This is a genomic window from Nocardioides marmoribigeumensis, from assembly GCF_031458325.1.
Taxonomy (GTDB): Bacteria; Actinomycetota; Actinomycetes; order Propionibacteriales; family Nocardioidaceae; genus Marmoricola_A; species Marmoricola_A marmoribigeumensis.
The window spans coordinates 406,242-432,578 of record NZ_JAVDYG010000001.1 but is presented as its reverse complement, the minus strand read 5'-3'; the positions used below and the strand labels follow the sequence as shown (position 1 = coordinate 432,578).

Here is a 26,337-nt window from a genome sequence, read left to right as displayed (position 1 = left end):
CGTCGTCTCGCGGGCGTCAGTCGAGGGGGTTCTCGAAGGCCTCGAAGGGGGCGGGGAACTTGGCGATCGCCTCGGCGGCCTTGTCCTTGGTGACCAGGGCGGTCGGCGACACGATGTTGTCCGGCACCTCGTCGCCGGCCATCGCCTTCTCGCACGCCTGGACGCCGAGCTGGCCGACGGCGTACGGGTACTGCGCGACGGTGGCGTAGAGGTCGCCGGCCTGGACGGCCTGGAGGGCGTCCTTGTTGCCGTCGACGCTGATCACCGTCACCTTGCCGGTCTTGCCGGCGTTCTTGACCGCCTGCACGATGCCGAGGCCCATGTCGTCGTTGGCGGCGAAGAAGCCCTTGAGGTCGGGGTTCTTGTCCATGATCGTGGTGGCCGCGGTCAGCGCCTTCTGGCGCTCCCAGTCGGCGGCCGTGGTCTGGACGATGTCGAGCTTGCCCTCGACGGCCTTGGTGAACCCGTCGAGCCGGGCGCCGCTGGTGACGTCGCCGGAGATGCCGCCGATGAGCGCCACCTTGCCGGAGCCGACGGCCTCGACCATCGCGTCGCCGGCCTTGCCGCCGGCCTCGGTGTTGTCGGTGCCGATGTAGGTCGTCAGGTCCACCCCGGCTGCCTTCGCCGCCTTGGCGTCGACGGGGGAGTCGATGTTGACGATCGGGATGTCCTTGGCGCCGATGCGGGCCAGGCCGTTGACCAGGTTGGTGCCCGAGATCGGGTTGACCACGAAGCAGCCGTAGTCCTGCTGGGCGAGGGCGCTGAGCTTGTCGGACTGGCCGGTGGTGTCGGTGATGCTCTGGGCGGCCTGGACGGTCACCGAGACCGAGTCCTCCTCTGCCTGCGCGTTGATCCCGTCCTCCATGGCCTGGAAGAACGGGTTGTCGAGGCCCTTGATGACCGCGGCGATCTTGTCGCCACCGCCACCGCCACCCGAGCCGTTGCTGCCGTCGGAACCGCCGTCGGAGCCGCCGTCGGACCCGCAGCCGGAGAGGACGAGGGTCCCGGTGAGGACCAGGGCGCCGGCGAGGCGCAGAGAGTGCTGCATGGACTTCCTCCTAATATGTCTTTCGGTGGACATTAATCCCCCCTGGGGTGTTCGTCAATAGACAAATCTGCGAGACTGTCGGACATGACGTCCTCCCCGCCGCCGGGCCGCTCCGTGCTGGGCGAGCCCGGTCTCGCGGCCGCCCTGGCGCTCTTCCAGCAGGGCGCCGCGCTCTCCCGCGCCGACGTCGCCGCGCTCACCGGCTGGGCGCGCGTCACCGTCACCGCCCGGCTCGAGCGGCTCCTCGATGCGGGTCTCCTCCTCGCGCAGGAGGAGCGGGTCAACGGCCGCGGCCGGCCCGCGACCATCCACCGGCTCAACGCCTCCGCGGGCGCGCTGCTGGTGGCCGACGTCGGCGCCTCGGGCATGCGGGTCGCGCGCTGCGACCTCGCCGGCATGGTCGAGGACGTGGCCGAGCTGGACAGCGAGATCGCCGACGGCCCCGACGCCGTGCTCGCGACCGTCCGCGAGGGCTGGCGCCGGCTGCTGCCCGACGGCGAGCCGTGGGGCGCCGCGCTGAGCCTCCCCGGCCCGATCGCCTACCCGTCCGGCCTCGTGGTGGACCCGCCGATCATGACCGGGTGGAACGGCTTCGACGCCCGCTCCGCGCTGTCGCGCTGGCACCCGGGGGCCGCGACGATGGTCGAGAACGACGTCAACGCGATGGCTGTCGGCGAGGTCGCCGCGGCCGCCGAGGGCGGCCGTCACCTGACCGACCTCCTCGTGGTCAAGGTCGGCACCGGCGTCGGCGCGGGCATCGTGAGCGGCGGCCACGTGATCCGCGGTGCCGCGGGCGCGGCCGGCGACATCGGGCACACCGAGGCCGACGTCGCCGGGCTGCGCGAGGACCGCCCGCCGTGCCGCTGCGGCAAGGTCGCGTGCGTCGAGGCGTACGCCGGGGGGTGGGCCCTGGTGCGCGACGCGCGGGCCCGGGGGCTCGAGGCCGAGGACCTCGGCGGCTTCCTGACCCACCTGGTGGCCGGCCACCCCGTCGCCCGCCAGCTGACCGCCGACGCGGGCCGGGTGCTGGGCAGCGCCATCGCGACCGCGGTGTCGCTGGTCAACCCCGAGCAGGTGCTGGTCGGGGGCTCCCTGGGCCTGGCGGGGGACGCCCTCGTGGCGGGGGTCCGCGAGCGGGTCTACGCCCGGTCGCTGCCGCTGGCGACCAGGTCGCTGCGCATCGGGCCCAGCGTCCTCGGTCACGACGCCGGCGTGCGCGGGCTCGCGCACGAGCTCAGCCGGCAGGTCCTGCTGGGGTCGTGACCCCGGTCAGCCGGGGCGGCAGTCGCCGCAGCGGCCGACCAGCTCGACGGTGTGGCTGACCTCGTCGAAGCCGTGCTCGCGGGCGACCGCGTCGGCCCACCGCTCGACCGCGGGACCCTCGACCTCGACGGCCCGCCCACAGTCGCGGCACACCAGGTGGTGGTGGTGCGACCCCGAGCACAGGCGGTAGCGGGTCTCGCCGTCCTCCCCGCGCAGGACGTCGACGTCCTCACCCGCGGCGAGGGCCTGGAGCGTGCGGTAGACGGTGGCGAGCCCGACCCGGTCGCCCTCCTCGCGCAGCACCTCGTGGATCTCCTGGGCGGAGCGGAACTCGTCCTGCCGGCCCAGCGCGGCGACGACCGCGCGACGCTGCCGGGTCGGTCGTGTCCCCTCCGGGAGCCCCGGCTCAGTGCTCGTCATAGTGGCCTCCGTGCGGGGCGTGGCGGTGGCCGTCGTGGACGTAGTCGACGTGGTCGCCGTGCTGCACCGCGCGGTGCCCGCAGTCCGGGCCGTGCTCGTGGCCGTGGTCCTCGGGCACGACGGTGTGCGGCTCCTCGACCGCGAGCACCATCTCCTCCTCGGAGCCGAAGGGGCTGAGCATCCGCTGCCGCCTGCGCAGTGCGGCCCCGACCGGCCAGGCCAGGCAGAAGCCCGCCAGCGCGAGGACGACGATGCTCGCGCCCGGCGCCGCGTCGACGTACGCCGAGAACACCAGCCCGGCGACCGAGGCGACGGTCCCCAGGGCCATCGAGCCGAGCAGCGTGGCGCGGAAGGTGCGGGTGACCTGCTGGGCCGTCGCCACCGGCACGACCATGAGGGCGCTGACCAGCAGCAGCCCGACGGTGCGCATCGCGACGGTGACCGTGACGGCGGCGAGGACCGAGACCAGCACGTTCCACGCGCCGACCCGCAGCCCCGCGACGCGCGCGAAGTCGGGGTCCTGGGCGACCGCGAAGAGCCGTGCCGACAGGCCGAGCGCCACGACGATGACCACGACCGCGAGCCCGACGACGACACCGAGGTCGCCGGAGTCGACGGTGGTGATCGAGCCGAACAGGAACCGGTTGAGGGTCGCGGCGGACTGGCCGGCCAGGCCGGTGATGAGCACGCCGCCGGCGATGCCGCCGTAGAACAGCAGGGCGAGGGCGACGTCGCCGCTGGTGCCGCGGTCGCGCATCGCCTCGATCAGCAGCGCGGCCAGGACCGCGACCACGACGGCGGCGAGCACGGGGGAGGTGTGGGTGAGCAGGCCCACGGCCACGCCGGTCACCGCGACGTGCCCGATGCCGTCGCCCATCAGGGCCTGGCGGCGCTGGACGAGGTAGGTGCCGACGGCCGGTGCGGCCAGGCCCGTGACGAAGGCGGCGAGCAGGGCCCGCAGCATGAAGTCCAGCGTGAGCAGGTCGATCACCTCGTCCGCCCCCTCTGTCGGTCGTCGAACGCCGTGCGCAGCTGCGGGTGGTGGTCGACCGGCGTCGCGACCGGGTGGTGGTGGGCGTGCACGTCGGTGAACGCCTCGACCGGCGGGCCGTCGTAGGCCACCCGGCCGTCGCGCATCACCACCGACCGGGTGATCAGGGGAGCCAGGGGGCCGAGCTCGTGGGCGACCAGGACGACGGTCAGTCCGCGCTGGGTGAGAGTGGTGAGCAGGTCGGCGAACACCTGCTGGTGGGCGAGGTCCACGCCGGCGGTCGGCTCGTCGAGGACGAGCAGGTCGGGCTCCCCGGCCAGGGCGCGCGCGATGAGCACGCGCTGCTGCTGGCCGCCGGAGAGCGTGGCAACGCCGTCCCGGGCCCGGTCGGCGAGGTCGACGGCCTCCAGGGCGGCGCGCACGGCGCGGCGGTCGGCGGCACGCATCGGCTGCCAGGCGCGGCGACGGGCGAGACGACCGGCGCAGACGACCTCCCACACCGACGCGGGGACGCCGGCGGTCGCGGTGGTGCGCTGGGGGACGTAGCCGACCCGGTGGCGGTCGACCAGGTCGGCCAGCGGCGTGCCGAACAGCGTCACCGACCCGCGCCGGGCCTGCAGCAGCCCCAGCATCGTGCGGACGAGGGTGGACTTGCCCGACCCGTTGGCGCCGAGGATCGCGACCACCTCGCCCGCCTGCACGTGCAGGTCCACGCCGCGCAGGACCGGCCGGCCGCCGAGGGTGACGGCGACGTCCTCGAGGTCGACGACCGTGCCGGCGACGGCGCTCACGTGCAGCTCCCGGCGGTGCGCAGCGCCTCGAGGTTGCGCCTCATCAGGGAGAGGTAGTCCAGGTCGGCGGTCTCGTCGGTCAGCCCCTCGACCGGGTCCAGGGTCGCGGTGCGGACCCCGACCTCCTCGGCGAGCGTGCGGGCGACCGCGGGGCTGACCAGCGTCTCGCTGAAGACGGTCGTCACCCCCGTGCGCCGGATGAGGTCGGCCAGGTCCCGCAGCCTGGCGGGGGAGGGCTCGGCATCGGGCGAGAGGCCGGTGATGCCGACGACGTCGAGGCCGTAGCGGTCGAGGTAGCCGAAGGCGTCGTGGCTCACCACGACGGTGTCGACCCGGCAGTCGGCGAGCCCGGAGCGGTAGGCCCGGTCCAGCGCGCGCAGGTCGCCCACGAGCTCCTGCGCGTTGCGCCGGTAGTCCGCCGCGTGCGCGGCGTCGGCCTTGGCCAGCGCGCTGCCGACGCGCTGGGCCACGGCGGCCAGCCGGGTCGGGTCCTGCCAGAAGTGGGGGTCGTCGCCGCGCACCTCCTCGTGCGCGTCCACGACCGCGCCGTCGGCCTCCTGGTCCACGGCGTCGTCGACGCTCGGCTGGAAGCCGCCGAGGGTGACGACCACGTCCGCCCGGGCCACGTCGGCGGTCTGTCGCACGGTCAGCTCGGAGTCGTGCGGCTCCTTGCCCGGGGCGGTCAGCGACTCCACCGTCGCGTGGTCGCCGGCGACGCGCTGGGCGACGTACTGCAGCGGGTAGAACGAGGCGACCACCTCGAGGTCCCCGGACGACCCGTCGCCGTTCGAGCACGCCGTGAGCGTCGGGAGCAGGAGCCCGGCGGCGAGCACCGGGGCGAGGAAGCGCATGAGAATCATTCTCAGGCAGATGAGAACGATTTTCAAACCCGCTCGGTCCTAGGCTCGGGGGATGCTCGTGCTGACCCGCTTCACCGTCGACCCCGCCGAGGAGGCCGGCTTCCGGCCCGCGATCGAGGAGGCGCTGGTCGTCCTCTCCGAGCAGCGGGGGTACGTCGACGGGACGGTCGGGCGCAACGTCGACGACCCGACCCTGTGGGTGCTCCAGACCCGATGGGAGGGACCCGGCGCCTACCGGCGCGCGCTCTCGGCGTACGACGTCAAGCTGCGTGCCTGGGAGACGCTCGGCAGAGCGCTCGACGAGCCGACGGCCTACGAGGTGGTCCGGCCCGGCGAGGCGCTCAACGAGGCCCGTCCGCGCGGCTGACCGTCGCGGTCTACGCTTGGCCACTTCCCGTCCCGCCACCCAAGCCAGGAGTGCGCCCGCATGTCAGAGCAGAAGACCCTCAAGCCCGGTGCGACCGTCGACCAGGTGGTGAGCCTGGCGAAGCGGAGGGGTTTCGTCTTCCCCTGCGGCGAGATCTACGGCGGCACGAAGTCGGCCTGGGACTACGGCCCGCTCGGTGTGGAGCTCAAGGAGAACATCAAGCGCCAGTGGTGGAAGGCGACCGTGCAGGGTCGCGAGGACGTCGTCGGTCTCGACTCCTCGGTCATCCTGCCGCGCCAGACCTGGGAGGCCAGTGGCCACGTCGCGACCTTCGCGGACCCGCTCACCGAGTGCCAGTCGTGCCACAAGCGCTTCCGCGCCGACCACCTGCAGGAGCAGGTGGCCGAGAAGAAGGGACTGGACAGCCCCGACGACGTCGACCTGTCGACGGTGGCCTGCCCCAACTGCGGCACCCGCGGCGCCTGGACCGAGCCGCGGCAGTTCTCCGGCCTGCTCAAGACCTACCTCGGCGTCGTCGACGACGAGTCCGGCCTGCACTACCTGCGCCCCGAGACCGCGCAGGGCATCTTCCTCAACTTCACCAACGTGGTGACCAGCTCGCGCCGCAAGCCGCCGTTCGGCATCGCGCAGATCGGCAAGAGCTTCCGCAACGAGATCACGCCGGGCAACTTCATCTTCCGCACCCGTGAGTTCGAGCAGATGGAGATGGAGTTCTTCGTCGTGCCGGGCAGCGACGAGGAGTGGCACCAGTACTGGATCGACGAGCGCACGCAGTGGTACGTCGACCTGGGCATCCGCAAGGAGAACCTGCGCCACTACGAGCACCCGACCGAGAAGCTCAGTCACTACTCCAAGCGCACGGTCGACATCGAGTACCGCTTCAACTTCGCCGGCTCGGAGTGGGGCGAGCTCGAGGGCATCGCCAACCGCACCGACTTCGACCTCAGGACACACAGCGAGCACTCGGGCCAGGACCTGTCGTACTTCGACCAGGCCGCCAACGAGCGCTACACGCCCTACGTCATCGAGCCGGCAGCGGGCCTCTCGCGCAGCCTGATGACGTTCCTGGTCGACGCCTTCCACGAGGACGAGGCGCCGAACACCAAGGGCGGCGTGGACAAGCGCACCGTGCTGCGGCTCGACCCGCGTCTCGCGCCGGTCAAGGTCGCGGTGCTGCCGCTCTCCCGCAACGCCGACCTCAGCCCCAAGGCCAAGGCCGTCGCCCAGGAGCTGCGCCAGCACTGGAACATCGACTTCGACGACGCCGGCGCGATCGGTCGGCGCTACCGCCGCCAGGACGAGATCGGCACGCCCTACTGCCTGACCGTGGACTTCGACTCCCTCGAGGACGACGCCGTCACGATCCGCGAGCGCGACTCGATGTCGCAGGAGCGCGTGGGCATCTCCCAGGTGCGCGGGTGGTTCGCGGAGCGCCTCCTCGGGTGCTGAGGCCCGGGGCGGCACAATGACGCACGTGATCACGCGTCCGCACCCCCGCGCCCGCCGGACCCACCTCGCCATCGGGGTCGCCTCCTCCGCCGCGCTCGCCCTCTCGGGCGTCGCCGGCTGCTCCGACTCCGGCAAGGCCGGCGACGAGCCGTCGGCCTCGGTGTCGCCGAGCGCGACCGGCTCGACGGAGCCCACCGAGTCGCCCTCCGGCGTCGACCTGACCGAGCCCGGCAGCCAGCTCGCCTTCGGTGACACCGCCATCGTCGACTACACGATCCGCAACCGCAGCTCGATCCTGGGCCTCACGGTGACCGCGGCCAAGCAGGGGCAGCTCAAGGACTTCGTGGGCTTCGACATGAGCGACCCGCTGAAGAAGAACGCCAGCTACTTCTACGTCCGCGTGACGGTGAAGAACGCCGGCGACAAGCCGACCGGCGGCATCGACACCCCGCTGTGGGGGATCAGCGGCACCAACACCCTGCTGCCGCCGGTGAAGTTCACCTCGGCGTTCAAGAAGTGCCCGACCGACTCGCTGCCCGACAAGTTCGCCCCGGGCGACACCTTCCGCACCTGTCTGGTGTTCCTCTCGCCCAACAAGGGCTCCCTGGAGGGCGTGAGCTACCGCCCGCTGGCCTCCTTCGACCCGATCGAGTGGCACGGCCAGGTGCAGAAGCCGGTGGTCAAGCCCAAGAAGAAGCCGAAGAAGAAGGCCGGCAAGGGCTGACATGAGGCGCTGGGGGGCACCTCCGCTCGGTCTCGCACTGGCCGCCGGCCTCCTCGTCGGCTGCGGCGACGTGTCGGTGCCGAGCACGGGGGAGCCTCGCTTCGACCCCCAGCAGGTCGCGTGGGCCTACGGCCGCACCCTGCACTACGGCGACGAGCAGCTCACGCTGCCGCGACGCGTCCGCGGGCTCGCCGTCACCGACTACGGCTTCTTCGTCGAGCTGGCCGACGACGGCACGAGGGACGCCTTCACCACCTGGGGGTTCTTCGACGGCGAGACGTGGACGGCGCTGCCCGGCAACACCCGGGGCACGCAGGTCGTGGCCTCGCCCGACGGGAGGTACGCCGGGTGGGTCGACCAGCACGGGCCGTTGCGGCCCGCCGGTCGCATCCGCGAGGTGGTGGTCGTCGACGCCCGTACGGGCGAGACCGTCCTGACCGACCACTCCCACATGGGCGGCTCGTTCGGCGACGACCTGGGCGACAGGTACGAGGAGCTCGACCCGACCTTCCTCGGCTTCGACGAGGACGGCACCCACGCCTACTGGACCGTCGCCGAGGGCAGCGGCACCCGCTACCGCGCCGACCTGGCGACCGGCGAGGTCGAGGCCGCACCGGAGCGCAACCCGGGGGGCGAGTTCCCGGAGGAGCCGGTCAGCGTCGTCGTCGACGCCTACCGCGGGCGCCGGGCGGGGGCCTCGCCCGAGAGCGGTCCGGTCGACCTGCAGTACGGCCTCTACTCCCCGGACCAGCGGTTCGCAGTCGACGTCAGTGCGCCGGACCGCACCGAGGTCTTCGACGCCTCGACCGGCAAGCGCGTCCCCGTCGACTTCCCCGACCGGGCGCAGTACTTCGGCGGCTGGCTCCCCGACGACTCCTTCTACGTCGTCGGCACCGGGAAGCGCATCGAGAGCTACGACCCGGTGGGACCCGACCCGACCGAGGGTCGCGTGGTGGTGTGCCGGCTCCCCGCCGGCACCTGCGAGCAGCGGTCCGAGGTGCCGGGGCTCTACCGGCTCGTGGTCCCCGGTCAGCCCTCGCTCCTCGGCTGAGGCGACAACGGGGACAATGGGGGCATGACCACCCTCGCGACCGCCGCCCCGCCGCTGCGGCTCGGTGACCTCGTCGTCGAGACCCCCGTCGTGCTCGCCCCGATGGCCGGCATCACCAACGCGGCCTACCGCCAGCTGTGCCGCGAGCAGGGGGCGGGGCTCTACGTCTGCGAGATGATCACCAGCCGCGGCCTGGTCGAGGGCGACGCGGTCACCCGCTCGATGCTCGCCTTCCCCGAGGACGAGGAGGTCCGCTCGGTGCAGCTCTACGGCACCGACCCGACCTACGTCGGCGAGGCGACCCGCATCCTGTGCGACGAGTACGGCGTCCACCACGTCGACCTCAACTTCGGCTGCCCGGTGCCCAAGGTGACCCGCAAGGGCGGCGGGGGAGCGCTGCCGTGGAAGACCGACCTGCTGGCCCGCATCCTCACCGCGGCGGTCGGCGCCGCGGCGCCGTACGCCGTGCCGGTCACGATGAAGACCCGCAAGGGCATCGACGAGGACCACCTGACGTTCCTCGACGCCGGCCGGGTGGCGCAGGAGACCGGGGCGGCCGCGATCGCGCTGCACGGGCGCACGGTGGCCCAGGCCTACAGCGGTCGCGCCGACTGGGACTCGATCGGCGAGCTGGTCGCGGCCGTCGACATCCCCGTGCTCGGCAACGGTGACGTGTGGGAGGCCCGCGACGCGCTGGCGATGCTCGAGCACACCGGCGCGGCCGGTGTGGTCGTGGGCCGCGGCTGCCTGGGGCGTCCCTGGCTGTTCCGCGACCTCGCCGACGCCTTCGCCGGCCGCGAGACCCAGACCCTGCCGCGGCTGGGCGAGGTCGTCGACGTGATGCGGCGGCACGCCGAGCTGCTCAGCGACCTGATGGGCGAGGAGAAGGGCTGCACCGAGTTCCGCAAGCACGTGGCGTGGTACCTCAAGGGCTTCGCCGCCGGCGGCGACCTGCGCCACCGCCTCGCCCTGGTCTCCTCGCTCGCCGCGCTCGACGAGCTGCTCGCCGACCTCGACCCGGCCGAGGAGTTCCCGGTGCGTGAGCTGGGCACGCCGCGCGGCCGTCAGGGCAGCCCGCGCCGCGTGGTCCTGCCCGAGGGCTGGCTCGCCGACCGCTCCTACGACCTCGACCCGGCGGCCGACCTGCGCGAGGACGTGCAGTCCGGCTCGGGAGGTTAGCCCGCTCCCGGCCGCCACCCGTGACACCTGTCGTGGGTCGTGGCCCCCGCTCCACCCGACACTGGGCCTGCGGGGCGGACCGGGTGCTGACCCCCGCTCGGAGGGGGAGTGGGGGAGGCCCCGTCCGACTACCCTCGGCCCATGGGGAGCCCCATGGTGAGCGCCGACCCGGACCGCGGCCCGGAGGGTGTCCCGTTGCGCTCGCTCGACGGCTCGGCCGAGGGGTTCGCCGGACGGTTCGGCATCTGGATCGCCGGGATCTGGCTGGTCTTCCTGCTCGAGCCGGTCGTCGACCACCTGCCGCCCTCGACCAGCGCCGAGGTGGTGGCGCTGGTGGCGGTGGCGCTGTTCGCGCTGGTCTACCTCTACGCCTTCTGGCAGCTGAAGCTGCTGCGTGACGAGCTGCTGCAGGCCGAGCTGCCGCTGCGGCAGGGCCTGGTCGTCGTCGGCGTGCTCGTGGTGCTCAACCTGCTGGAGTACCCCGGGCTGGGGGAGGCCGCGCTCGGCGGGATCATCTTCGTCACCGCGACCGCCGCGATGGTGCTCCCCTCGCGTGTGGCGGTGCCCCTGGTCCTGCTGATCTCGGGCGCCGGCGTGGTCGCCGTCGTGACGGTGCCCGGGTGGGACGCCGACCTCGACTTCCCGGTCTTCGCCCTCGTCGGGGCGTTCCTGCTCTGGGCGGTCAAGCAGATCCTGGCGCGCAACATCGACCTCGTGCGCATGAGGCAGGAGAACGAGGCGCTGCTGCTCGACCAGGAGCGCAACCGCTTCGCCCGCGACCTGCACGACATCCTCGGGCACAGCCTGACCGTCATCGCGGTCAAGTCCGAGCTCGCGGGCCGGCTGCTGGAGAGCGGGGACCCGCGGGCCGCTGCCGAGGTCGCGGACCTCGAGCGGCTCAGCCGCGACGCGCTGGCCGACGTACGCCGAGCGGTGCACGGCTACCGCGAGATCACCCTGCCCGGCGAGATCGCCCGCGCCCGCGGGACGCTGGCCGCCGCCGGCATCGAGGCGCTCGTGCCGACCTCGGTCGACGACGTCGTGGGCGACCTGCGCGAGCTGTTCGCCTGGACGATCCGCGAGGGCGTCACCAACGTCGTGCGGCACAGCGCCGCGCGGAGGTGCGAGATCGAGCTCACCGCCGACCGGGTGGTCATCCGCAACGACGGCGTGGCGACCACGCACCGCCACGCCGACGAGGGCCACGGACTGCGGGGGCTGCGCGAGCGCGCGGACGCCGTGGGGGCCCGGCTGAGGGCGGTCCGCTCCGGGGGCGAGTTCATCCTCGAGGTGGGGCCGTGAGCGGGGTCGTGCGGCTGCTGGTCGCCGACGACCAGGCGCTCGTGCGGGGCGCCCTGGCCGCTCTGCTCGACCTCGAGAGCGACCTGCAGGTCGTCGCGGAGGTGGACCGCGGCGACCACGTGCTGGCGGCGTGCCGGGCCCACGACGTCGACGTCGCGGTGCTCGACGTCGAGATGCCCGGCCTCGACGGGATCCGGGCCGCGGCCGAGGTCAAGGCCCAGCTGCCGCAGGTGCGCGTCCTCATCGTCACCACCTTCGGGCGCCCCGGGTTCCTGCGCCGGGCGCTGGCGGCCGGCGTGGACGGCTTCCTGGTCAAGGACACCCCGGCGCGCCAGCTCGCCGACGCCGTACGCCGGGTGCACCGGGGCCTGCGCGTCGTGGACCCGCTGCTCGCGGCCGACTCGCTGGCGGTGGGGGAGTCGCCGCTGACGCCGCGCGAGACCGAGGTGCTGCGCTGCGCGCTGGGTGGGGCGACGGTGGCCACGATCGCGCGGCAGCTGACCCTGAGCGAGGGCACGGTGCGCAACCACCTGTCCGGGGCGATCGGCAAGACCGGGGCGGCGACCCGGGCCCAGGCGGCCCGCATCGCGCAGGACAACGGCTGGCTGTGAGAGACCGACCGCTTCAGGACCTTGGTCACACCCCTGTGGGGGTGGTGGCCGGCGCTTGTGAAGCCGCGCACAATCCGCCGGCCGGGGTTTGAGGGGGCAGGCACCTGTGGCAGGGTGAACGGCTGCTGAACGAACTCCGCCCCGCCCCCGAACTCTGACGGTGATACGCCATGCCCCCCCAGCGCGAGACCCACGCCCCGCGCCCCGAGGCTGACGCCGCTCCTTCGCCGACCGCTCTGGTCCCGGCGGAGCCCGGCCTCCGGACCACCCTCCGCACCCTCGGTGCGCGTGCGGCCCTCCTGACCGCCACGACCCTCCCGGTCGTCGCCGGCCCCTTCTTCCTCACCTCCGCGGCGTCCCCCCACGTCGACCGCGCCGCCGCAGCCCTGAGCGCCGCCTCCGGAGTCCACCAGGGGGCCGGCCAGGTCGACCCCGTCGCCCTGGCCCAGCGCGAGCAGCGCGCCTCGCGGAGCATGACCGCCCGCGAGCTCGTGCCCGTGACCATGAAGCCCCGGGCCGTCGACCAGCAGTGGGCCACCGCCCCCCTCAACGTGTGGGCGCAGCCCGGCGAGAAGGGCAAGCGCCTGGGCCTCCTCAAGGAGGGCGGCAGGGTCGCCGTCACCGGCCAGACCGTTGGTCACTGGGCCGAGGCGCTCGTCGGCGGGCGGGCCCGCTGGGTCAACGCCGACTACCTCGCCGACAAGAAGCCCGCCCCGGCCCCTGCCACTGCCTCGGGTGCGGCTCCGGCCGGCGGCATCTCCGGCGCCCCGTGCCCGGACGGGTCCGGCACCGAGAGCGGCATCACCTCCAACGCGGTCGTGATGTTCCGCGCGGTGTGCGACGCCTTCCCCGCGCTCACGACGTACGGCGGCTACGACGCCCACGGCGAGCACGCCGACGGCCGCGCGGTCGACTTCATGGTCTCCGACTCCGGCCTGGGCAGCGCGGTCGCCGAGTGGGCCCGCGCCAACGCCGGTGCCCTCCACATCCGCACGATCATCTGGTCGCAGCGGATCTGGACGCCCGAGCGCTCCGCCGAGGGCTGGCGCTCCATGTCCGACCGCGGCTCCGCCACGGCCAACCACTTCGACCACGTGCACATCTCGGTCTACTGACCCGAGCCCGTCGACGACGGCTGCCGAGCGGCTCGCGCGGCCACGCGCGTCGGTGGTCCCGGCTAGGTTGACGCGCGTGGGGTCGAGCAGCGTGGAGCCGGACAGGCGCGAGGGGGCGTACGCCGCCGCCGCGCGCGCCCGGTGGGGCGAGGAGCCGGCCAAGGTCTCGCTGCGCACGGCGTTCGCCCGCGACCGGGGCCGCGTGGTCCACAGCGCTGCCCTGCGCCGGCTGGCGGCCAAGACCCAGGTGCTCGGCCCGCAGACCGACGACTTCGTCCGCAACCGCCTGACCCACACCCTCGAGGTGGCCCAGGTGGCGCGCGACCTGGCCTCGCAGCTCGGCTGCGACACCGACGTCGCCGAGACCGCGGCGCTGGCGCACGACCTGGGCCACCCGCCGTTCGGCCACAACGGCGAGAAGGCGCTGGCCGACCTGGCCGACGGGATCGGCGGCTTCGAGGGCAACGCCCAGACGCTGCGCATCCTGACCCGGCTCGAGGCCAAGTTCCTCGACCCCGACGGGCGCAGCATCGGGCTCAACCTCACCCGGGCCACGCTCGACGCGGCCACGAAGTACCCCTGGCCCCGCCGTGCGGGCGAGCCGAAGTTCGGTGTCTACGCCGACGACCTGCCGGTCTTCACCTGGCTGCGCGAGGGCGCGCCCGAGGGGGCCCGGTGCCTCGAGGCCCAGGTGATGGACCTCTCCGACGACATCGCCTACTCCGTCCACGACGTCGAGGACGGCATCGTCGCGGGCAGTGTCGAGCTGGTCGACCTGGCCGACCCGGGCCTGCGGCGGACGGTCTGGGACACCGCGCGGGAGTGGTACCACCCCGGCCGGCCCGACGACGCGTTCGAGGCGGCCTGGTCGCGGCTCACCGCCGTGCCCGGGTGGCCCGACTCGTCGTACGACGGCAGCCGGCGCGCGCTGGGTGCCCTGAAGAACCTCACCTCCGTGCTGATCGGGCGCTTCTGCGCCGCGACCACCGACGCGACGCTGGCGTCGTACGGCCCCGGGCCGCTGCTGCGCTACGACGCCGACCTGGTCGTGCCCGACGAGACGCTGCTCGAGATCGGGGTGCTCAAGAGCATCGCCGCCCACCTGGTGATGGAGGCGGCCGGGCGTCGTGGCGTCCTGTCCGCGCAGCGGGAGCTGCTCGCCGAGCTGGTCTCGGCGGTCGATCGAGCCGGCCCCTCGGTGATGGAGCCGATGTTCCGGGCGGACCTCGCCGACGCCGCCGACGACGACGCCCGGCTGCGCGTGGTGATCGACCAGGTCGCCTCCCTCACCGACGCCTCGGCCGTGTCGTGGCACCGGCGCCTGTGCTGACCGGACCTGTCCCCGGGCGCCCGTAGACTGCGCCCGTGGCAGGCCTGATCCGCGAGGAGGACATCGCGCTCGTGCGCGAGCGAGCCGACCTCGCCGAGGTCGTGGGCAACTACGTCACGCTCAAGCCCGCCGGCGGCGGCTCGCTCAAGGGCCTGTGCCCCTTCCACGACGAGAAGTCCCCGTCGTTCAACGTCCGGCCCGGCAAGGGCTACCACTGCCTGGCCGGGGACACGCGGGTCATCACCTGGGACGGTGTGCGACCCATCAGCGAGCTCGCCGGCGGCGTGCATCGCATCCTCGGCATGGATGCCCAGTGGCACGACGCGCCCTTCCGATCTTTCGGCGTGCAGCGGCTGTGGAAGCTCACGGTGACGCGCAACCGGCAGGTCAAGGAGCTGTTCGCCACCGACGAGCACCGATGGTTCGTGCGGTCGGGCAGGGACCGGTCGTCGCGTCGCGAGGTCCTCACCAAGGCCCTGAAACCCGGCGACCGGCTCGCCTACGTCTACCCGCGCTCGCGCATCGCGATGACCAGGTTGTCGCCGTTCGGGGTCGCGCACGGTTTCACCTTCGGAGACGGGACCCGGGAGAAGCGGGGCTCGAGGGCACTGCTCTGTCCGCCGAAGGACGAGGCGATGCTCAAGTGGTTCCCCAACAGCGCCACCACCGCCAGTGGCGAGAACCTCCTGGTGCTCGACCTCCCGGGCTTCTTCAAGGACCTCCCGTCCCTCGAGGAGTCAGCGCCCTACCTGCTCGGATGGCTGGCCGGCTACTTCGCGGCTGACGGGTGCGTCGCTGCGGACGGCACCGTCATGCTGAGCTCGGCGTCTCGGACGAACCTCGAGTTCGTGCGCGCCCTGTGCACGCGACTCGGCATCGGAAGCAACGGCATCACCACTCAGGTGCGCGAGGGATTCCCCGGCCGGGACGCGAGCGAGCTCCACCGGGTCCACCTGGTCAACGACGACCTGCCAGAGGACTTCTTCCTCATCGCGGAACACCGTGCCAGGTTCGTCAGTGCCCACAAGAAATACGCGCGCCGCGGCTGGGTCGTGCAGACGGTCGAAGAGACCGACCGGGTGGAGGAGGTGTTCTGCGCCGAGGTCGAGCAGGGACACGCCTTCGTCCTCGAGGACAACATCCTCACCGGGAACTGCTTCGGCTGCGGCGAGGGCGGCGACGTCATCGACTTCGTGATGAAGCACGACGGACTGCCCTTCAACCAGGCGGTGGAGTACCTCGCCGACCGCGCCGGCATCCAGCTGCGCTACACCGAGGAGGGCGACACCCGCGCGCCCCGTGACCGGATGCCGCGGCAGCGGCTGATCGAGGCCCACCGGCGCGCGCAGGAGTGGTACGCCGAGGCGCTGGGCTCGCCCGAGGCGATGCAGTCCCGCACGTTCCTCAGCGAGCGGGGCTTCGACAAGGAGTCGGCCGAGCACTTCGGGCTGGGGTTCGCCCCGCGCGACGGCGACGCGCTCTACAAGCACCTGCGGCAGAAGGGCTTCTCCGACGCCGAGCTGGTCACCGGCGGCCTCTGCGCCCAGGGCCGGTCGGGCCACTACGACCGCTTCCGGGGCCGGCTGCTCTGGCCGATCCGGGACACGACGGGCGACACGATCGGCTTCGGCGCCCGGCGCATCTTCGACGACGACCGCATCGACGCGAAGTACCTCAACACCCCCGAGTCGCCGATCTACAAGAAGAGCACCGTCCTCTACGGCATCGACCTGGCGCGGCGCGAGATCGCGCGCACCAGTCAGGCGGTCGTGGTCGAGGGCTACACCGACGTGATGGCGTGCCACCTGGCGGGGGTGACGACGGCGGTCGCCTCCTGCGGCACGGCGTTCGGTGAGGAGCACGGCAAGGTCCTGCGGCGGCTGCTGCACGACCACGAGGAGTTCCGCGGCGAGATCATCTTCACCTTCGACGGCGACGAGGCCGGCCAGAAGGCCGCGCTCAAGGTCTTCGACGGTGACCAGAAGTTCGTCTCCCAGACCTACGTCGCCGTCGAGCCCGACGGACTCGACCCCTGCGACCTGCGCATCCGCTCCGGCGACGCGGCCGTGCGCGAGCTGGTCGCCCGGCGGGTGCCGCTCTACCGCTTCGTGCTGAGCAACGTCGTCTCGCGCTACGACCTCGACCGGGCCGACGGCCGGGTCGACGCGATGCGGGCCGCGGCCCGGCTCGTCACGTCGGTGCGCGACCGGTCCAAGGTCGACGCCTTCGCGCGCGAGCTGGCCGGCATGGTCGGGGTCGAGGTCGACGAGGCCCGGGCCGAGGTACGGCGGGCGGCAAGCCGCCCGGACCGCGCGCCTGCTGCCGGGTCTGCTCCTGTCGTCGCGTCTGCTCCCGCGGGGCTGCCGCTGCCCGACCCGCGCGACCCGCGCATCTCGCTGGAGCGCGACACGCTCAAGCTCGTCCTCCAGCAGCCGGTGCTGGTCGGCCCGCTGTGCGGCGACGTGGGCGACAACGACTTCACCCATCCCGCCTACCGCGCGCTGTGGCAGGTCATCAGTGGCCTGGGCGGCCCGGCGTCCGCCCCCTCGGAGGAGGTCTGGGTGGACAAGGTCCGCACCGCCCTCGGGGAGTCCGGCGACCCGGTGCTGCGCCAGGTGCTCAACGCCCTCGTGGTCGAGCCGCTCCCGGCCGCCGACCCCAACGAGGCCGTCGCGGCGGGCTACGTCTTCCGGCTCCAGGAGGTCACCGCGATGCGGCGCATCAACGACCTCAAGTCCAAGCTCCAGCGCACCAACCCGGTGGAGCAGGCGACCGACTACAACCGGATGTTCGGCGAGCTCGTCGCCCTCGAGAGCCACCGCCGCACCTTGCGCGAGCGGGCCATCGGCGGCAGCGCGTGAGGTTCCCCGCCTGGCCGCGGCGCGACGCCGTACGCCTGCCCGACGCGGTGCGCGCGGCCCTCGGCGGCGAGCGCCCGCTCGCCGTCGCCGCCGACGACGCGGGCGGCTGGGTGGTCGGCACCCGCGACCGGCTCCACCTGGTCGCCGCCGACGGGTCAGCGGAGTCGTGGGGCTGGGAGGTCGTGCACCGCGCCGACTGGGACAAGGAGACCCAGGACCTCGCGGTCGAGCCGGTCCAGGACTACGGCGCTCCCGTCGTGCGGCGCGTGCGGCACCTCCCCGAGCCGGCCGACCTGGTGACCCTGGTCAGGGAGCGCGTCACCGCCACCGTGGTGGTACAGCAGCGCACGCTCGTGCGTCACAAGGTGGGCTTCAGCGTGATCGGCCGGCGGCCACCGACGGGCGGTGAGGTGGTCTGGGCCTTCGAGCTCGACGCCGGCCTCGACCCCGACGACCCGGTGGTGCGGGACGCCACGACGAAGGCCCTGGCCGAGGCCCGGGCATCGGTCGGGCTCTGATACGGTTTTGGCCGCGGGTCCACCCGCACCATCCCCTGTAGCTCAACTGGCAGAGCATTCGGCTGTTAACCGGAGGGTTGTTGGTTCGAGTCCAACCGGGGGAGCAACGAAAGGCCCTGACCTGCGACCTCGCAGGCCGGGGCCCTTCTGTTTCCGCCCCGTCGCGGGAAGGAGTGCCGGTTGAGGATCGAGGACGCGCTGGCGCGCGCGCAGGAGGCCGCCGCGCCCGAGGTCGGCCGCGGACGCCTGGCGGAGTACATCCCCAGCCTGGCCGCCGTCGACCCCGACCAGTTCGGCATGGCGATCGCGTCGTGCGACGGCCAGGTGCACGTGATCGGCGACGCCGACGTGCCGTTCTCGGTGCAGAGCATCACCAAGGTCTTCACCCTCGCGCTGGTCGTCGCCGCCGAGGGCGAGGACATCTGGCGTCGCGTCGGGCGCGAGCCGTCCGGCAACCCGTTCAACTCCTTCCTCCAGCTCGACCAGGAGGGCGGACGGCCCCGCAACCCGTTCATCAACGCCGGGGCCCTGGTCGTCACCGACCGGCTGCAGTCGCTGACCGGCGACGCGAGCGGTGCGCTGCGCGACCTGGTGCGCCGCGAGAGCGGGCGGGCAGACGTCTCGTGCGACCCCGAGGTGGCCTCCTCCGAGCTCGAGGCCGGGCACCGCACGCTCGCCCTCGCCCACCTGCTCGCCAGCTACGACAACCTCGAGAACCCTGTCGACGAGGTGATCGGGCAGTACGTCGAGCAGTGCGCCCTGTCGATGACGTGCCGCGAGCTCGCCCTCACCGGGCTCTTCCTCGCCCGCGACGGGGTCCTCTCCGACGGCACCCAGCTGCTCAGCGCCCGCCAGACCAAGCGGATCAACGCCGTGATGCTCACCTGCGGCACCTACGACTCGGCCGGCGAGTTCGCCTACCGCGTCGGCCTGCCCGCCAAGAGCGGGGTCGGGGGCGGCATCCTCGCGGTCATCCCGGACCGCGGGGTGGCCTGCGTCTGGAGCCCCACCCTGGGTGCCACGGGCAGCTCCGCCGCCGGCCTCGCCGCGCTCGACGCCTTCACGACGTACTCCGACTGGACGGTGTTCTGACGCCTCGCGTCCTTGGTCCCGGGTGCGAGCATCGGCCCATGACGGTGACGCTCCTCCCGTACGACGAGGCTCGTGCCCTGAGGGAGGCACCGTTCACCTACACCGAGGTCGGGGCCACCCGGGGAGACTCCCCGCCGGACGGGTTCCACCACCTGGCGCGCAGTCGCCCGGTGGGGGTGGGCGAGGAGTGTTTCACCGAGGTCGCCGAGGCCGTGCTCGGATGGAGGATGCACCGAGGTGCCGGCCTGACCGTGCACGCCTCGGACGCACGCGTCACCGAGGGAACCGTGGCGGTCGTCCGGCTGGGCGTCGGACCGCTGGGCGTGGACGCGCCGGTGCGCGTCGTCCATGTCGTCGACGAGCCGGCGCGACAGGGCTTCGCCTACGGGACCCTGCGCGGCCACCCCGAGTGCGGCGAGGAGTCCTTCGTCGCCGAGCTCGCCGCGGACGGCACCGTGCGGCTGACCATCACCGCGTTCTCACGGCCGGCCACCGTGGGGGCGCGGCTGGGCGGTCCCCTGACTCGTGCCGTGCAGCGTCGGGTGACCGAGCGGTACCTGCGAGCCGTCTGAGAGCCCTATGTCAAGCGGCCTGGTGTTGGAGGTCGTTGAGGCGGCCGTGTAGGTCGGGGTTGTAGAGCTGGTGGTCGGTCCAGCAGCGCCAGAGGATCCGAGTCCAGCCCTGGGCCAGGATCCGTGCTGCGTGGGGGTGGCGTGCGCCGCGTTGGCGGGCGCGGTCGTAGGTGTCGCGGGCCCATGCGTTGGCGCGTGGGGTGTCCTGGGCCCAGTCGACGAGGGCGTCGCGGAGGTGTTTGTTGCAGCCGCGTCGGTAGCCCACGTTGCGGAAAGTCCCGGACTGCCGGGTGGAGGGTGCGACGCCGGCGGCGGCGGCCAGAGCGCCCGCGTCGGGGAAGCGAGCCCGGCAGTCGCCGATCTCGGCGAGCAGGGTGGCGGCGCGGACGGTGCCGGAGCGGGGCAGGGACTGGAAGATCGGTCCGTCGGGGTGGGCGAGCAGTGCTTCTTTGATCCGGGTCTCGAGCGCGGTCTGCTGGCGGCGCAGGGTGGTGAGCAGCTCGACCAGGGTCAGGACGATGAGCTCGCTCGCCTCAGCGGCTGCTCCATCGACGCGTCCGGTCGTGGCCTCATGGAGATGTGCCACGAGCTCGGCGGGTGTCTGGCGTCCGCAGTAGGCGTTGGCCTTGAGCCAGTGCGCCAGCCGGCTCTGCGAGAGCCAGGCGGCTTTGGCCTCGGAGGGGAAGCGGCGCAGGAACGCCAGGCTGATGGCGATGTCGAGGCCGCTGAACCGGCCGATCGCGCCGGGGAAGTTGTGCTGCAGCACGGCGAGCAGCTGGTTGTGGACCGCGATCCGGTGCCCGACCAGGTCTTGGCGGGCGCGGACCAGCATCCGAAGCGCCACCGTCTCGGGGGTATCGGGACGCACGATCGCCCAGCGTCCGGCGTCGGTGCGCAGCGCGTCGGCCAGGACGAAGGCGTCGAAGCGGTCGTCCTTGTTGCCCGCCGAGCCATAGCGGACCCGCAGGGACTTGACCTGGCGTGCGGAGATCACGACGACCTCGAACCCCTCGCGCAGGAGGTGCTCGACGACCGGTCCGTCGCCACGTTCGATTCCGACCTGCGTGATCTCGTGGCGGCGCAGCAGCGCGGTGATCTTGGCCAGGCCGGAACGCGAGTGCGGGAGCGTGGCTTCCTCGAGCCGGTGACCCTGCGCGTCGATCACGCAGACCGCGTGGTGCTGCCAGGACCAGTCGATCCCGGCAAAGGTGATTCGTGCGGGCGTAGCCTCCATGTGAGTGCTCTCCTTCCGTCTAGCCCACGGATTCAGCACTCCGGTCCGGGACGTGACGGTCGGTCGCTCACTGAGGCGCTCCAGGCCGGCAAGCCTTGGCGCAAAGCCCTATGGCCGATCTGCACGTCCCGGGCCACCGAGCCCCGCAACTCTCAGGCAGGTCGTCCCAGACGGGCGACTCGGTCAGCCTGGCAGTGACTCGGCAGACCCGGGGTGCAGACAGAAGGCCTACTCCTGTCGTGGACCAAGGTCCACCAGTGAGCGTCAGTCGAGGGGGTAGGTGCCGGTGGCGGTGACGAGGTAGGCGTGGCCGAGGGGTGAGTCCCAGCGGTAGGCGGCGGGTGGTCCGCCGCGGTCGGCGGTGGAGGTCACGGGTGGGTGCTGCTCGTCGCGGTGTGGGTCGGGCCAGCCGATGTCGAGGTCCCAGGGGTCGGTGATGCGTCGGTAGGTCCAGTGTCCGTGGGTCTTGGCTCGGTGGTGGTGTCGGCAGAGCTTGGCGAGGTTGTGGTTGGACGTCTGCCCGGGTGGGCCGCCGTCGTCGGGGTCGAGGAACGGGTCGGTGTGGTCGAGGTCGTAGCGGCCTCGGTTGGTGCAGTAGGGGAACACGCAGCCGTGGTCGCGTTCGTCGACCAGGGCGCGGAGGTGGTCGGGGGCTTCGTAGGCGTCGACGGCGTGGTGGTGGTTGAGGTCGATCACGGGGGTGACCTGCACGCGTGTGCCGGGGGCGAGGTCGGCGAGCCACTGCTCGACCGCGGCCCGGCTGATCGGTGACGCGGCGTGGGGCAGGCCGCTCGCCTGGATCCTTGCGACGTCGGTGGAGGTGTGCAGGTGCAGGTGGATGGGGCGCTCGACCCCGAGCGGGCTGCGGACCCGGCGGGGCCGGCGACGCGGCACCGGGTCACCGTCCCCGGTCTCCCCGGTCTCGGCGTTGATGACGGCGTCGGCGGAGTGGGACAGGTCGATGGCGTGCTGCGGGTCGGCCAGGATCCCGATGGCCTTGGACATGCGGACCAGCTCGGGGGAGTCGTCGCCGAGGATCTCCAGCTCGGTGGCCGTGGTCTTGAGCGCGTCACGGAAGGCCAGGCCGTCGGGGACCGAGGCGAGGCCCTCGAACCGCATGGTGCCGTCGGGGCGGCTGTCCTGCAGGACGAGGTCGTCGGCCCCGTGCTCGTAGTCGAACCACACCCCCCGCCGGTCGGAGGCGGCCTCGGCCTCGGCCGCGGCACGGTCGGGGTCGAAGCGCAGGACCGCGGCGTTGATGGCGTTCTTGATCCGGGTCACCGACAGGCTGGTGGTGAACGGGGCGAGGTTGCGGTCGACCCAGTCCGCCGCCTCGTCGGAGAGCGCCAGGGTGTGTTGGGCGACCTTGCGGGCCTTCCACGCTGGACACTTCCCGGCGTGGACGCGGGTCCAGAGCCGGGGGAGGCGTTCGCGCAGCTCCAGGGCGTCCTGGGTCAACGACCGGGCAGCGCCGTGGCTGGTGCGCAGGGTCGTGGCGAGCTCGGTCACGCAGTACTCCTCGACCGCGACCCCCGACATGAGGATCGGCATGTTCGCTGGGTCCACCGAGACCGGCGCCGGTAGGAGAGAGCCGCCGTCGAGGACGACCGTGTCGGCGCGGTGCAGGTCGGCCCACTCGGTGACCAGGGACAGCTTGCGGGCCTCGGCGGCCTCGATCGTGCGCTGCTCGGCACGGACCCCGGACAGCAGCACCTCACGGCGCCACCCACGGCCCTGGGAGGTCAGGTCCTCAGGGGCGGGTGCGGTGAACCCGGCGGTCGCTGTCATGAATCCATCCCACCAGCCGCCACCGACAAATCTGGTTCCGTGCACAGCCGACTTCCACCAGCTGTGCAACGAGATTCCCTACCCCGATGGCGCGCGGCGTGGTCTCGACTGGCCACTCGCTTCGCTCGCTGCTCGACCACCGGCTGGCCGTCGTCGGTCAGTCGGCGAGCACGGGGGTGAGGAGCGCGCGGGTCGTCATGCCGACGGTGTGGCCCAGCCCGCTGAGGAAGCGCTCGCCGAGGAAGCGGGTGCGGCGCAGCTCCCAGATCGTCTCGGCGGTGACCCAGGCCAGGTCGCGCGCCTTGTCGATGTTCCAGGTGCTGACCAGGTGGACCACGGGCCCGACCCGGTCGTCGACGTCACGCTGGCACTGGTCGAGGAACGACCGGCGGATCCCGGACTCGACCGACGCGAGCACCTCGTTGACGGCCTCGTAGTCCGCATGGACGTCCGACGGCGACAACCCTCGGGCCTGGCACGTGCCGACCACGGCGATCGGCAGGTCGTGCTCGATGTGGGTGTTCATGCCGGCGACGGCGTACTGCACCGGGAGCCGCCCGCCCCCGCGCGCCTCGAACAGCGGCCGCCACGCGGCCGGAACGGCGCGCCCGGCGTGCGCCGCGTCGTACGCCGAGAGCCACAGGTTGGCGAACCGGACGTCGAGGTCGCTCATCGCCTCCGCGCCCTCGAAGCGGACGGTACGACGGGTGGAGTCGGCGATCACGGCGGCGATCTGCTCGGTGACGGTGAGGTACATCCGGTTGAAGACCGCCACGCCGTCGGTGTGGGGGAGGGCCTCGTCGATCTCGCGGAGACGCGCGACGACCTCGTCGACAGTGGTGGGCAGGCTCACGCGCCGAGTATGGCGCGTCGGTGGGTCGGTACGGGGCACGCCGAGGTCATGGGAGAGGGTGTGCTTGTGCGTCCCGGCTTCAGGTACACGACCTTCACGATCCCCAACCAGATCACGTTCGTCCGCACGATCGTCAGCTGCGTGATCTCGTTCCTCGTGCTCTCCGACGTCGTGCCCCACGACGACCGGACCGAGTGGATGGTCGCGGCGTTCGCGATCTACTGGGTCGGGGACAGCCTCGACGGCCTGGTGGCGCGGCTGCTCGACCAGGAGACCCGCGGTGGGGCGCTGCTGGACACGTTGTGCGACCGGTTCTGCATCTGCCTGGCGGTGGCGGGCGCGACCGTCGTGCTGCAGCCGCCGGTCGTGCCGGTGCTGCTCTACCTGTTCAACTTCATGGTGCTCGACTTCTGGCTCTCGCTGCGGTTCGTCGACTTCGAGGTCGACACCAACAACCGCTTCTACGAGGTCGACCGCACCGTCTACCGCTTCAACTGGAGCCCGCTGGCCAAGACGGTCAACTCGGCCCTGGTCTGCCTGCTCGCGATCTTCGGGCCGTGGTGGGTCTCGACGCCGTTCCTCCTCGCCCTCGTCGCGATCAAGGCCTGGTCGTGGTCCCGGCTGCGGGCAGGCCAGGTGCTGACGCCGGCGTGAGCTCGTGAGCCTCTGGGAGGCGTTGGGCCTGCTCGGTCAGGGGGCGCTGTCGGCGGTCTGGCCGGTCGCCAACGCCGAGCTGCTCGTCTCGGCCTGGAGCGTCCGGGCGGACACCGCCTGGGCGCTGATGACCGGGACGGCGCTGTTCGCCGTCGGGCACACGGCCGGCAAGTGCGCGCTGTTCGCGGTCGTGCGCCACGAGCTGCGGCTCCCCCGCGGGGGTGGGCGCCTCGCGGAGCAGCTGCGCAAGGCCGAGGAGAGCCTGGACCGGACCGTCGAGCGCGGACCCTGGCTGGCCTCGTTGCTGCTCCTCGCCTCGGCCTCGATCGGCCTGCCGCCGCTGCTCCTCCTGACCGTGCTGATGGCGCGGACGTCGTACTCGTTCCTCGGCTTCACCGTGATCTGCCTGGTCGGCCGGCTCGTGCGGTTCGGCTTCCTGGCCTGGGGCGTCGACTACGTCGGCCACCTGCCGTGGGGCTGAGGGTCAGGCGTCCTCGTCGCCGCCCCAGGTGAGCGAGTAGACCTCGAAGGACGTGCCGTACGTCGTGCCGATCGCGCTCCCGATCGGGCGGCAGAAGCCCTCGAGCATCTCCTCCTCGTCGAAGTCGTCCCAGCCGAGCCCGTCGATGTAGGCACGGTGGGCCTGCAGGGACAGGACGCCGAGCTGGAAGGTGTCGGTGGTGTCGACCGCGTGCCTGGCCCCGGGTGAGCCGGCCGCCCAGACCGCGGAGACCCCGCCCCACTTCTCCAGGCCCTGGGAGAGCTGGTCGGTGTGGATCCAGCGGTTGGCAGCGTCGCGGACCCCGTCGATGACCGCGCGGCCCACGGCGATGTGGTCGGCCTGGTTGAGCGCGCCCGGACCGAAGGTGTCGCGGAAGTTGCCGGTGATGACGATCTCCGGCTGGTGGCGGCGCACGACCTCGGAGATCGCCTTGCGCAGCGGGATGCCGTACTCCACCACCCCGTCCGGGAACCCGAGGAACTCGACGGTGTCGACCCCGACGATGCGGGCTGACTCGACCTGCTCGCGCTCGCGGAGCGTGCGGCACTCCTCGGGCTCGATGCCGTCGATGCCGGCCTCGCCGCTGGTCACCATGACGTAGACGACCTCCTTGCCCTGGCGGGTCCAGCGCGCCACGGCCGCGGCGGCGCCGAACTCCATGTCGTCGGGGTGGGCGACGATGGCGACCGCCTTGCGCCAGTCCTCGGGGAGGGGCTTGTAGGCGGGGCGGTCGTCGGACTCGGGCTGTGAGGTCATGGGACTCCTTCGGGACGGTGCGCGCGGCGACACGGGGTGCTCCGCAGTCTGGCGCGGGGGTGGCGCGGGCACTAGCCTGAGGACGCAAGTTCGCGCAAGACGAAACGGGTTGCATGATGCGCAACAACACGAGGCCCCGTCGCGCCGCTCGGCCCGCGACGGTCAAGCGCCTGCTGGAGAACGCCCGCTACGAGGTGCTGCCGACCGGCACGGCGTACGACAAGGTCTGCGCGCACGTCCCCCACCACACGCCCGTCACCGTGACCGCGTCGGCGTCCAAGGGCCTGGAGGCGACCTTCGAGCTCTCCCTCCGCCTCGCGGCCGAGGGGTACGTCGCCGTGCCCCACCTGGCCGCGCGGATGGTGCACGACCGCGCCGAGCTGGCGGAGATCGCCCGGCGCCTGGTGGACGGCGGGATCACCCACGTCTTCGTGCCGGGCGGGGACGCCGACCCGGTGGGCGACTACCCCGACGCCCTGAGCCTGCTCGAGGACCTCACCGCGATCGGCAACCCCTTCGGCCACGTCGGGATCACCGGCTATCCCGAGTCGCACCCCACGATCCACGACGACTTGACGGTGCAGTCGATGTGGGACAAGCGGCGCCACGCAACGCACATCGTGAGCAACCTGACCTTCGACCCCGAGGTCATCGACAGCTGGGTGCGCCGGCTGCGCCGGCGCGGCGTGACGATGCCGGTGCTGCTCGGGGTGCCCGGACCCATCGACCGCGCCAAGCTGCTCACGATGGCGACCAGGATCGGCGTGGGGGAGTCCACGCGCTTCCTCACCAAGCACAAGGGCACGCTCGCGCGCCTCGCCGCACCGGGCGGGTTCACCGGCGAGCGGTTCCTGGAGCAGTGCGCCGGGACGGCCTCGGAGCCCGACCTCCTGGTCGCGGGCCTGCACGTCTTCACCTTCAACCAGGTCGCCGAGACCGAGGCCTGGCGCCAGGAGATGCTGGGACGCCTGGCCGTCGCCTAGCC

At 72.6% G+C, this 26,337-nt stretch carries 26 protein-coding genes, 1 tRNA gene and 1 pseudogene; 19 read left to right on the top strand and 9 right to left on the bottom strand.

The window, feature by feature from the left end; genetic code table 11:
• Positions 1-16: 16 nt before the first annotated feature.
• Complete coding sequence (locus J2S63_RS02095; RefSeq protein WP_310297994.1) at positions 17-1,048, bottom strand: sugar ABC transporter substrate-binding protein; 1,032 nt, start codon at positions 1,046-1,048, stop codon at positions 17-19.
• Between the two features lie 84 nt (positions 1,049-1,132).
• Between J2S63_RS02095 and J2S63_RS02090 the strand changes: the two genes are divergently transcribed.
• On the top strand, positions 1,133-2,311 hold the full coding sequence (locus J2S63_RS02090; protein ID WP_310297991.1) for an ROK family transcriptional regulator: 1,179 nt from the start codon (positions 1,133-1,135) through the stop codon (positions 2,309-2,311).
• 6 nt (positions 2,312-2,317) lie between these two features.
• Here the strand turns inward: J2S63_RS02090 and J2S63_RS02085 are convergent, their stop codons facing one another.
• From J2S63_RS02085 to J2S63_RS02070, 4 genes are read right to left on the bottom strand one after another with little or no spacing between them, the layout of a single operon-like run.
• Positions 2,318-2,731 (bottom strand): Fur family transcriptional regulator, encoded by a 414-nt coding sequence (locus J2S63_RS02085; RefSeq protein WP_310297988.1) that lies wholly within the window; start codon positions 2,729-2,731, stop codon positions 2,318-2,320.
• Positions 2,718-3,719: a metal ABC transporter permease gene (locus tag J2S63_RS02080; protein WP_374725128.1), complete on the bottom strand. Its 1,002-nt coding sequence runs from the start codon at positions 3,717-3,719 to the stop codon at positions 2,718-2,720. Before J2S63_RS02080 ends, J2S63_RS02085 begins: the two co-directional genes overlap by 14 nt.
• The gene (locus J2S63_RS02075) at positions 3,719-4,513 is read right to left on the bottom strand and encodes a metal ABC transporter ATP-binding protein (RefSeq protein ID WP_310297982.1); all 795 of its coding nucleotides are present in this window, start codon (positions 4,511-4,513) and stop codon (positions 3,719-3,721) included. The genes J2S63_RS02080 and J2S63_RS02075 overlap by 1 nt, the downstream gene beginning before the upstream one ends.
• Positions 4,510-5,364, bottom strand: a complete 855-nt coding sequence (locus J2S63_RS02070; protein ID WP_310297980.1) for a metal ABC transporter substrate-binding protein — start codon at positions 5,362-5,364, stop codon at positions 4,510-4,512. Before J2S63_RS02070 ends, J2S63_RS02075 begins: the two co-directional genes overlap by 4 nt.
• Before the next feature lie 61 nt (positions 5,365-5,425).
• Between J2S63_RS02070 and J2S63_RS02065 the strand changes: the two genes are divergently transcribed.
• The 15 genes and pseudogenes from J2S63_RS02065 (at position 5,426) to J2S63_RS02000 (ending at position 19,565) form a co-directional block, all read left to right on the top strand.
• Entirely contained in the window at positions 5,426-5,740 is a 315-nt protein-coding gene (locus J2S63_RS02065; protein ID WP_310297978.1) for an antibiotic biosynthesis monooxygenase family protein, read from the top strand.
• Positions 5,741-5,800: 60 nt separating this feature from the next.
• A complete protein-coding gene (locus J2S63_RS02060) occupies positions 5,801-7,210 on the top strand; it encodes a glycine--tRNA ligase (RefSeq protein WP_310297975.1) in 1,410 nt (469 codons plus the stop codon).
• Positions 7,211-7,235: 25 nt separating this feature from the next.
• Complete coding sequence (locus tag J2S63_RS02055) at positions 7,236-7,934, top strand: hypothetical protein (protein ID WP_310297973.1); 699 nt, start codon at positions 7,236-7,238, stop codon at positions 7,932-7,934.
• Between the two features lies 1 nt (position 7,935).
• Entirely contained in the window at positions 7,936-8,985 is a 1,050-nt protein-coding gene (locus J2S63_RS02050; protein WP_310297970.1) for a hypothetical protein, read from the top strand.
• A 24-nt stretch (positions 8,986-9,009) separates the two neighbouring features.
• Positions 9,010-10,164 carry a tRNA dihydrouridine synthase DusB gene (gene dusB / locus J2S63_RS02045; RefSeq protein ID WP_310297967.1) on the top strand — a complete coding sequence of 385 codons (1,155 nt, stop codon included), beginning with the start codon at positions 9,010-9,012 and terminating at the stop codon, positions 10,162-10,164.
• A 141-nt stretch (positions 10,165-10,305) separates the two neighbouring features.
• The gene (locus J2S63_RS02040; RefSeq protein ID WP_310297964.1) at positions 10,306-11,466 is read left to right on the top strand and encodes a sensor histidine kinase; all 1,161 of its coding nucleotides are present in this window, start codon (positions 10,306-10,308) and stop codon (positions 11,464-11,466) included.
• Positions 11,463-12,077 carry a response regulator gene (locus J2S63_RS02035; RefSeq protein WP_310297961.1) on the top strand — a complete coding sequence of 205 codons (615 nt, stop codon included), beginning with the start codon at positions 11,463-11,465 and terminating at the stop codon, positions 12,075-12,077. Before J2S63_RS02040 ends, J2S63_RS02035 begins: the two co-directional genes overlap by 4 nt.
• Before the next feature lie 170 nt (positions 12,078-12,247).
• Positions 12,248-13,192, top strand: a complete 945-nt coding sequence (locus J2S63_RS02030) for a VldE C-terminal domain-containing protein (protein ID WP_310297957.1) — start codon at positions 12,248-12,250, stop codon at positions 13,190-13,192.
• A gap of 76 nt (positions 13,193-13,268) precedes the next feature.
• Positions 13,269-14,522, top strand: coding sequence for a deoxyguanosinetriphosphate triphosphohydrolase (locus tag J2S63_RS02025; protein ID WP_310297954.1), 1,254 nt, complete (start codon positions 13,269-13,271; stop codon positions 14,520-14,522).
• Positions 14,523-14,557: 35 nt separating this feature from the next.
• A pseudogene (locus J2S63_RS21255) lies at positions 14,558-14,755 on the top strand (CHC2 zinc finger domain-containing protein); the annotation flags it as partial.
• A gap of 69 nt (positions 14,756-14,824) precedes the next feature.
• Positions 14,825-17,383, top strand: coding sequence for a DNA primase (gene dnaG, locus J2S63_RS02020; RefSeq protein ID WP_374725127.1), 2,559 nt, complete (start codon positions 14,825-14,827; stop codon positions 17,381-17,383).
• A complete protein-coding gene (locus tag J2S63_RS02015; RefSeq protein ID WP_310297948.1) occupies positions 17,380-17,901 on the top strand; it encodes a hypothetical protein in 522 nt (173 codons plus the stop codon). The genes dnaG and J2S63_RS02015 overlap by 4 nt, the downstream gene beginning before the upstream one ends.
• Before the next feature lie 31 nt (positions 17,902-17,932).
• A tRNA-Asn gene (locus J2S63_RS02010) sits at positions 17,933-18,005 on the top strand.
• Between the two features lie 76 nt (positions 18,006-18,081).
• The gene (locus J2S63_RS02005; RefSeq protein ID WP_310297946.1) at positions 18,082-18,993 is read left to right on the top strand and encodes a glutaminase; all 912 of its coding nucleotides are present in this window, start codon (positions 18,082-18,084) and stop codon (positions 18,991-18,993) included.
• Positions 18,994-19,031: 38 nt separating this feature from the next.
• Positions 19,032-19,565, top strand: a complete 534-nt coding sequence (locus tag J2S63_RS02000) for a DUF1990 domain-containing protein (RefSeq protein ID WP_310297944.1) — start codon at positions 19,032-19,034, stop codon at positions 19,563-19,565.
• 10 nt (positions 19,566-19,575) lie between these two features.
• On the opposite strand, the gene J2S63_RS01995 is transcribed toward J2S63_RS02000, so the two are convergent.
• The 3 genes from J2S63_RS01995 to J2S63_RS01985 form a co-directional block, all read right to left on the bottom strand.
• Complete coding sequence (locus J2S63_RS01995) at positions 19,576-20,799, bottom strand: IS110 family RNA-guided transposase (RefSeq protein ID WP_310297942.1); 1,224 nt, start codon at positions 20,797-20,799, stop codon at positions 19,576-19,578.
• A gap of 264 nt (positions 20,800-21,063) precedes the next feature.
• Complete coding sequence (locus J2S63_RS01990; RefSeq protein ID WP_310297940.1) at positions 21,064-22,587, bottom strand: HNH endonuclease signature motif containing protein; 1,524 nt, start codon at positions 22,585-22,587, stop codon at positions 21,064-21,066.
• Between the two features lie 157 nt (positions 22,588-22,744).
• Positions 22,745-23,440 carry a DUF5995 family protein gene (locus tag J2S63_RS01985; protein ID WP_310297937.1) on the bottom strand — a complete coding sequence of 232 codons (696 nt, stop codon included), beginning with the start codon at positions 23,438-23,440 and terminating at the stop codon, positions 22,745-22,747.
• A 66-nt stretch (positions 23,441-23,506) separates the two neighbouring features.
• Here J2S63_RS01985 and J2S63_RS01980 point away from each other — a divergent pair, with 66 nt between their 5' ends.
• Together J2S63_RS01980 and J2S63_RS01975 are read left to right on the top strand one after the other, a co-directional pair.
• Complete coding sequence (locus J2S63_RS01980) at positions 23,507-24,094, top strand: CDP-alcohol phosphatidyltransferase family protein (RefSeq protein ID WP_310297935.1); 588 nt, start codon at positions 23,507-23,509, stop codon at positions 24,092-24,094.
• A gap of 4 nt (positions 24,095-24,098) precedes the next feature.
• On the top strand, positions 24,099-24,575 hold the full coding sequence (locus tag J2S63_RS01975) for a hypothetical protein (protein WP_310297933.1): 477 nt from the start codon (positions 24,099-24,101) through the stop codon (positions 24,573-24,575).
• Between the two features lie 3 nt (positions 24,576-24,578).
• Here the strand turns inward: J2S63_RS01975 and J2S63_RS01970 are convergent, their stop codons facing one another.
• Positions 24,579-25,352 (bottom strand): PIG-L deacetylase family protein, encoded by a 774-nt coding sequence (locus J2S63_RS01970; RefSeq protein ID WP_310297931.1) that lies wholly within the window; start codon positions 25,350-25,352, stop codon positions 24,579-24,581.
• Positions 25,353-25,468: 116 nt separating this feature from the next.
• Here J2S63_RS01970 and J2S63_RS01965 point away from each other — a divergent pair, with 116 nt between their 5' ends.
• Positions 25,469-26,335 (top strand): methylenetetrahydrofolate reductase, encoded by an 867-nt coding sequence (locus J2S63_RS01965; protein ID WP_310297928.1) that lies wholly within the window; start codon positions 25,469-25,471, stop codon positions 26,333-26,335.
• Positions 26,336-26,337 lie beyond the last annotated feature (2 nt).

What these genes read in the sequence shown, in the direction of transcription:
- J2S63_RS02095 (WP_310297994.1), bottom strand. Translation starts at nt 1,048, where the DNA reads ATGCAGCACTCTCTGCGCCTCGCCGGCGCCCTGGTCCTCACCGGGACC.
- J2S63_RS02090 (WP_310297991.1), top strand. Translation starts at nt 1,133, where the DNA reads ATGACGTCCTCCCCGCCGCCGGGCCGCTCCGTGCTGGGCGAGCCCGGT.
- J2S63_RS02085 (WP_310297988.1), bottom strand. Translation starts at nt 2,731, where the DNA reads ATGACGAGCACTGAGCCGGGGCTCCCGGAGGGGACACGACCGACCCGG.
- J2S63_RS02070 (WP_310297980.1), bottom strand. Translation starts at nt 5,364, where the DNA reads ATGCGCTTCCTCGCCCCGGTGCTCGCCGCCGGGCTCCTGCTCCCGACG.
- J2S63_RS02065 (WP_310297978.1), top strand. Translation starts at nt 5,426, where the DNA reads ATGCTCGTGCTGACCCGCTTCACCGTCGACCCCGCCGAGGAGGCCGGC.
- J2S63_RS02060 (WP_310297975.1), top strand. Translation starts at nt 5,801, where the DNA reads ATGTCAGAGCAGAAGACCCTCAAGCCCGGTGCGACCGTCGACCAGGTG.
- J2S63_RS02050 (WP_310297970.1), top strand. Translation starts at nt 7,936, where the DNA reads ATGAGGCGCTGGGGGGCACCTCCGCTCGGTCTCGCACTGGCCGCCGGC.
- dusB (WP_310297967.1), top strand. Translation starts at nt 9,010, where the DNA reads ATGACCACCCTCGCGACCGCCGCCCCGCCGCTGCGGCTCGGTGACCTC.
- J2S63_RS02040 (WP_310297964.1), top strand. Translation starts at nt 10,306, where the DNA reads ATGGGGAGCCCCATGGTGAGCGCCGACCCGGACCGCGGCCCGGAGGGT.
- J2S63_RS02030 (WP_310297957.1), top strand. Translation starts at nt 12,248, where the DNA reads ATGCCCCCCCAGCGCGAGACCCACGCCCCGCGCCCCGAGGCTGACGCC.
- dnaG (WP_374725127.1), top strand. Translation starts at nt 14,825, where the DNA reads ATGGATGCCCAGTGGCACGACGCGCCCTTCCGATCTTTCGGCGTGCAG.
- J2S63_RS02000 (WP_310297944.1), top strand. Translation starts at nt 19,032, where the DNA reads ATGACGGTGACGCTCCTCCCGTACGACGAGGCTCGTGCCCTGAGGGAG.
- J2S63_RS01995 (WP_310297942.1), bottom strand. Translation starts at nt 20,799, where the DNA reads ATGGAGGCTACGCCCGCACGAATCACCTTTGCCGGGATCGACTGGTCC.
- J2S63_RS01990 (WP_310297940.1), bottom strand. Translation starts at nt 22,587, where the DNA reads ATGACAGCGACCGCCGGGTTCACCGCACCCGCCCCTGAGGACCTGACC.
- J2S63_RS01970 (WP_310297931.1), bottom strand. Translation starts at nt 25,352, where the DNA reads ATGACCTCACAGCCCGAGTCCGACGACCGCCCCGCCTACAAGCCCCTC.
- J2S63_RS01965 (WP_310297928.1), top strand. Translation starts at nt 25,469, where the DNA reads ATGCGCAACAACACGAGGCCCCGTCGCGCCGCTCGGCCCGCGACGGTC.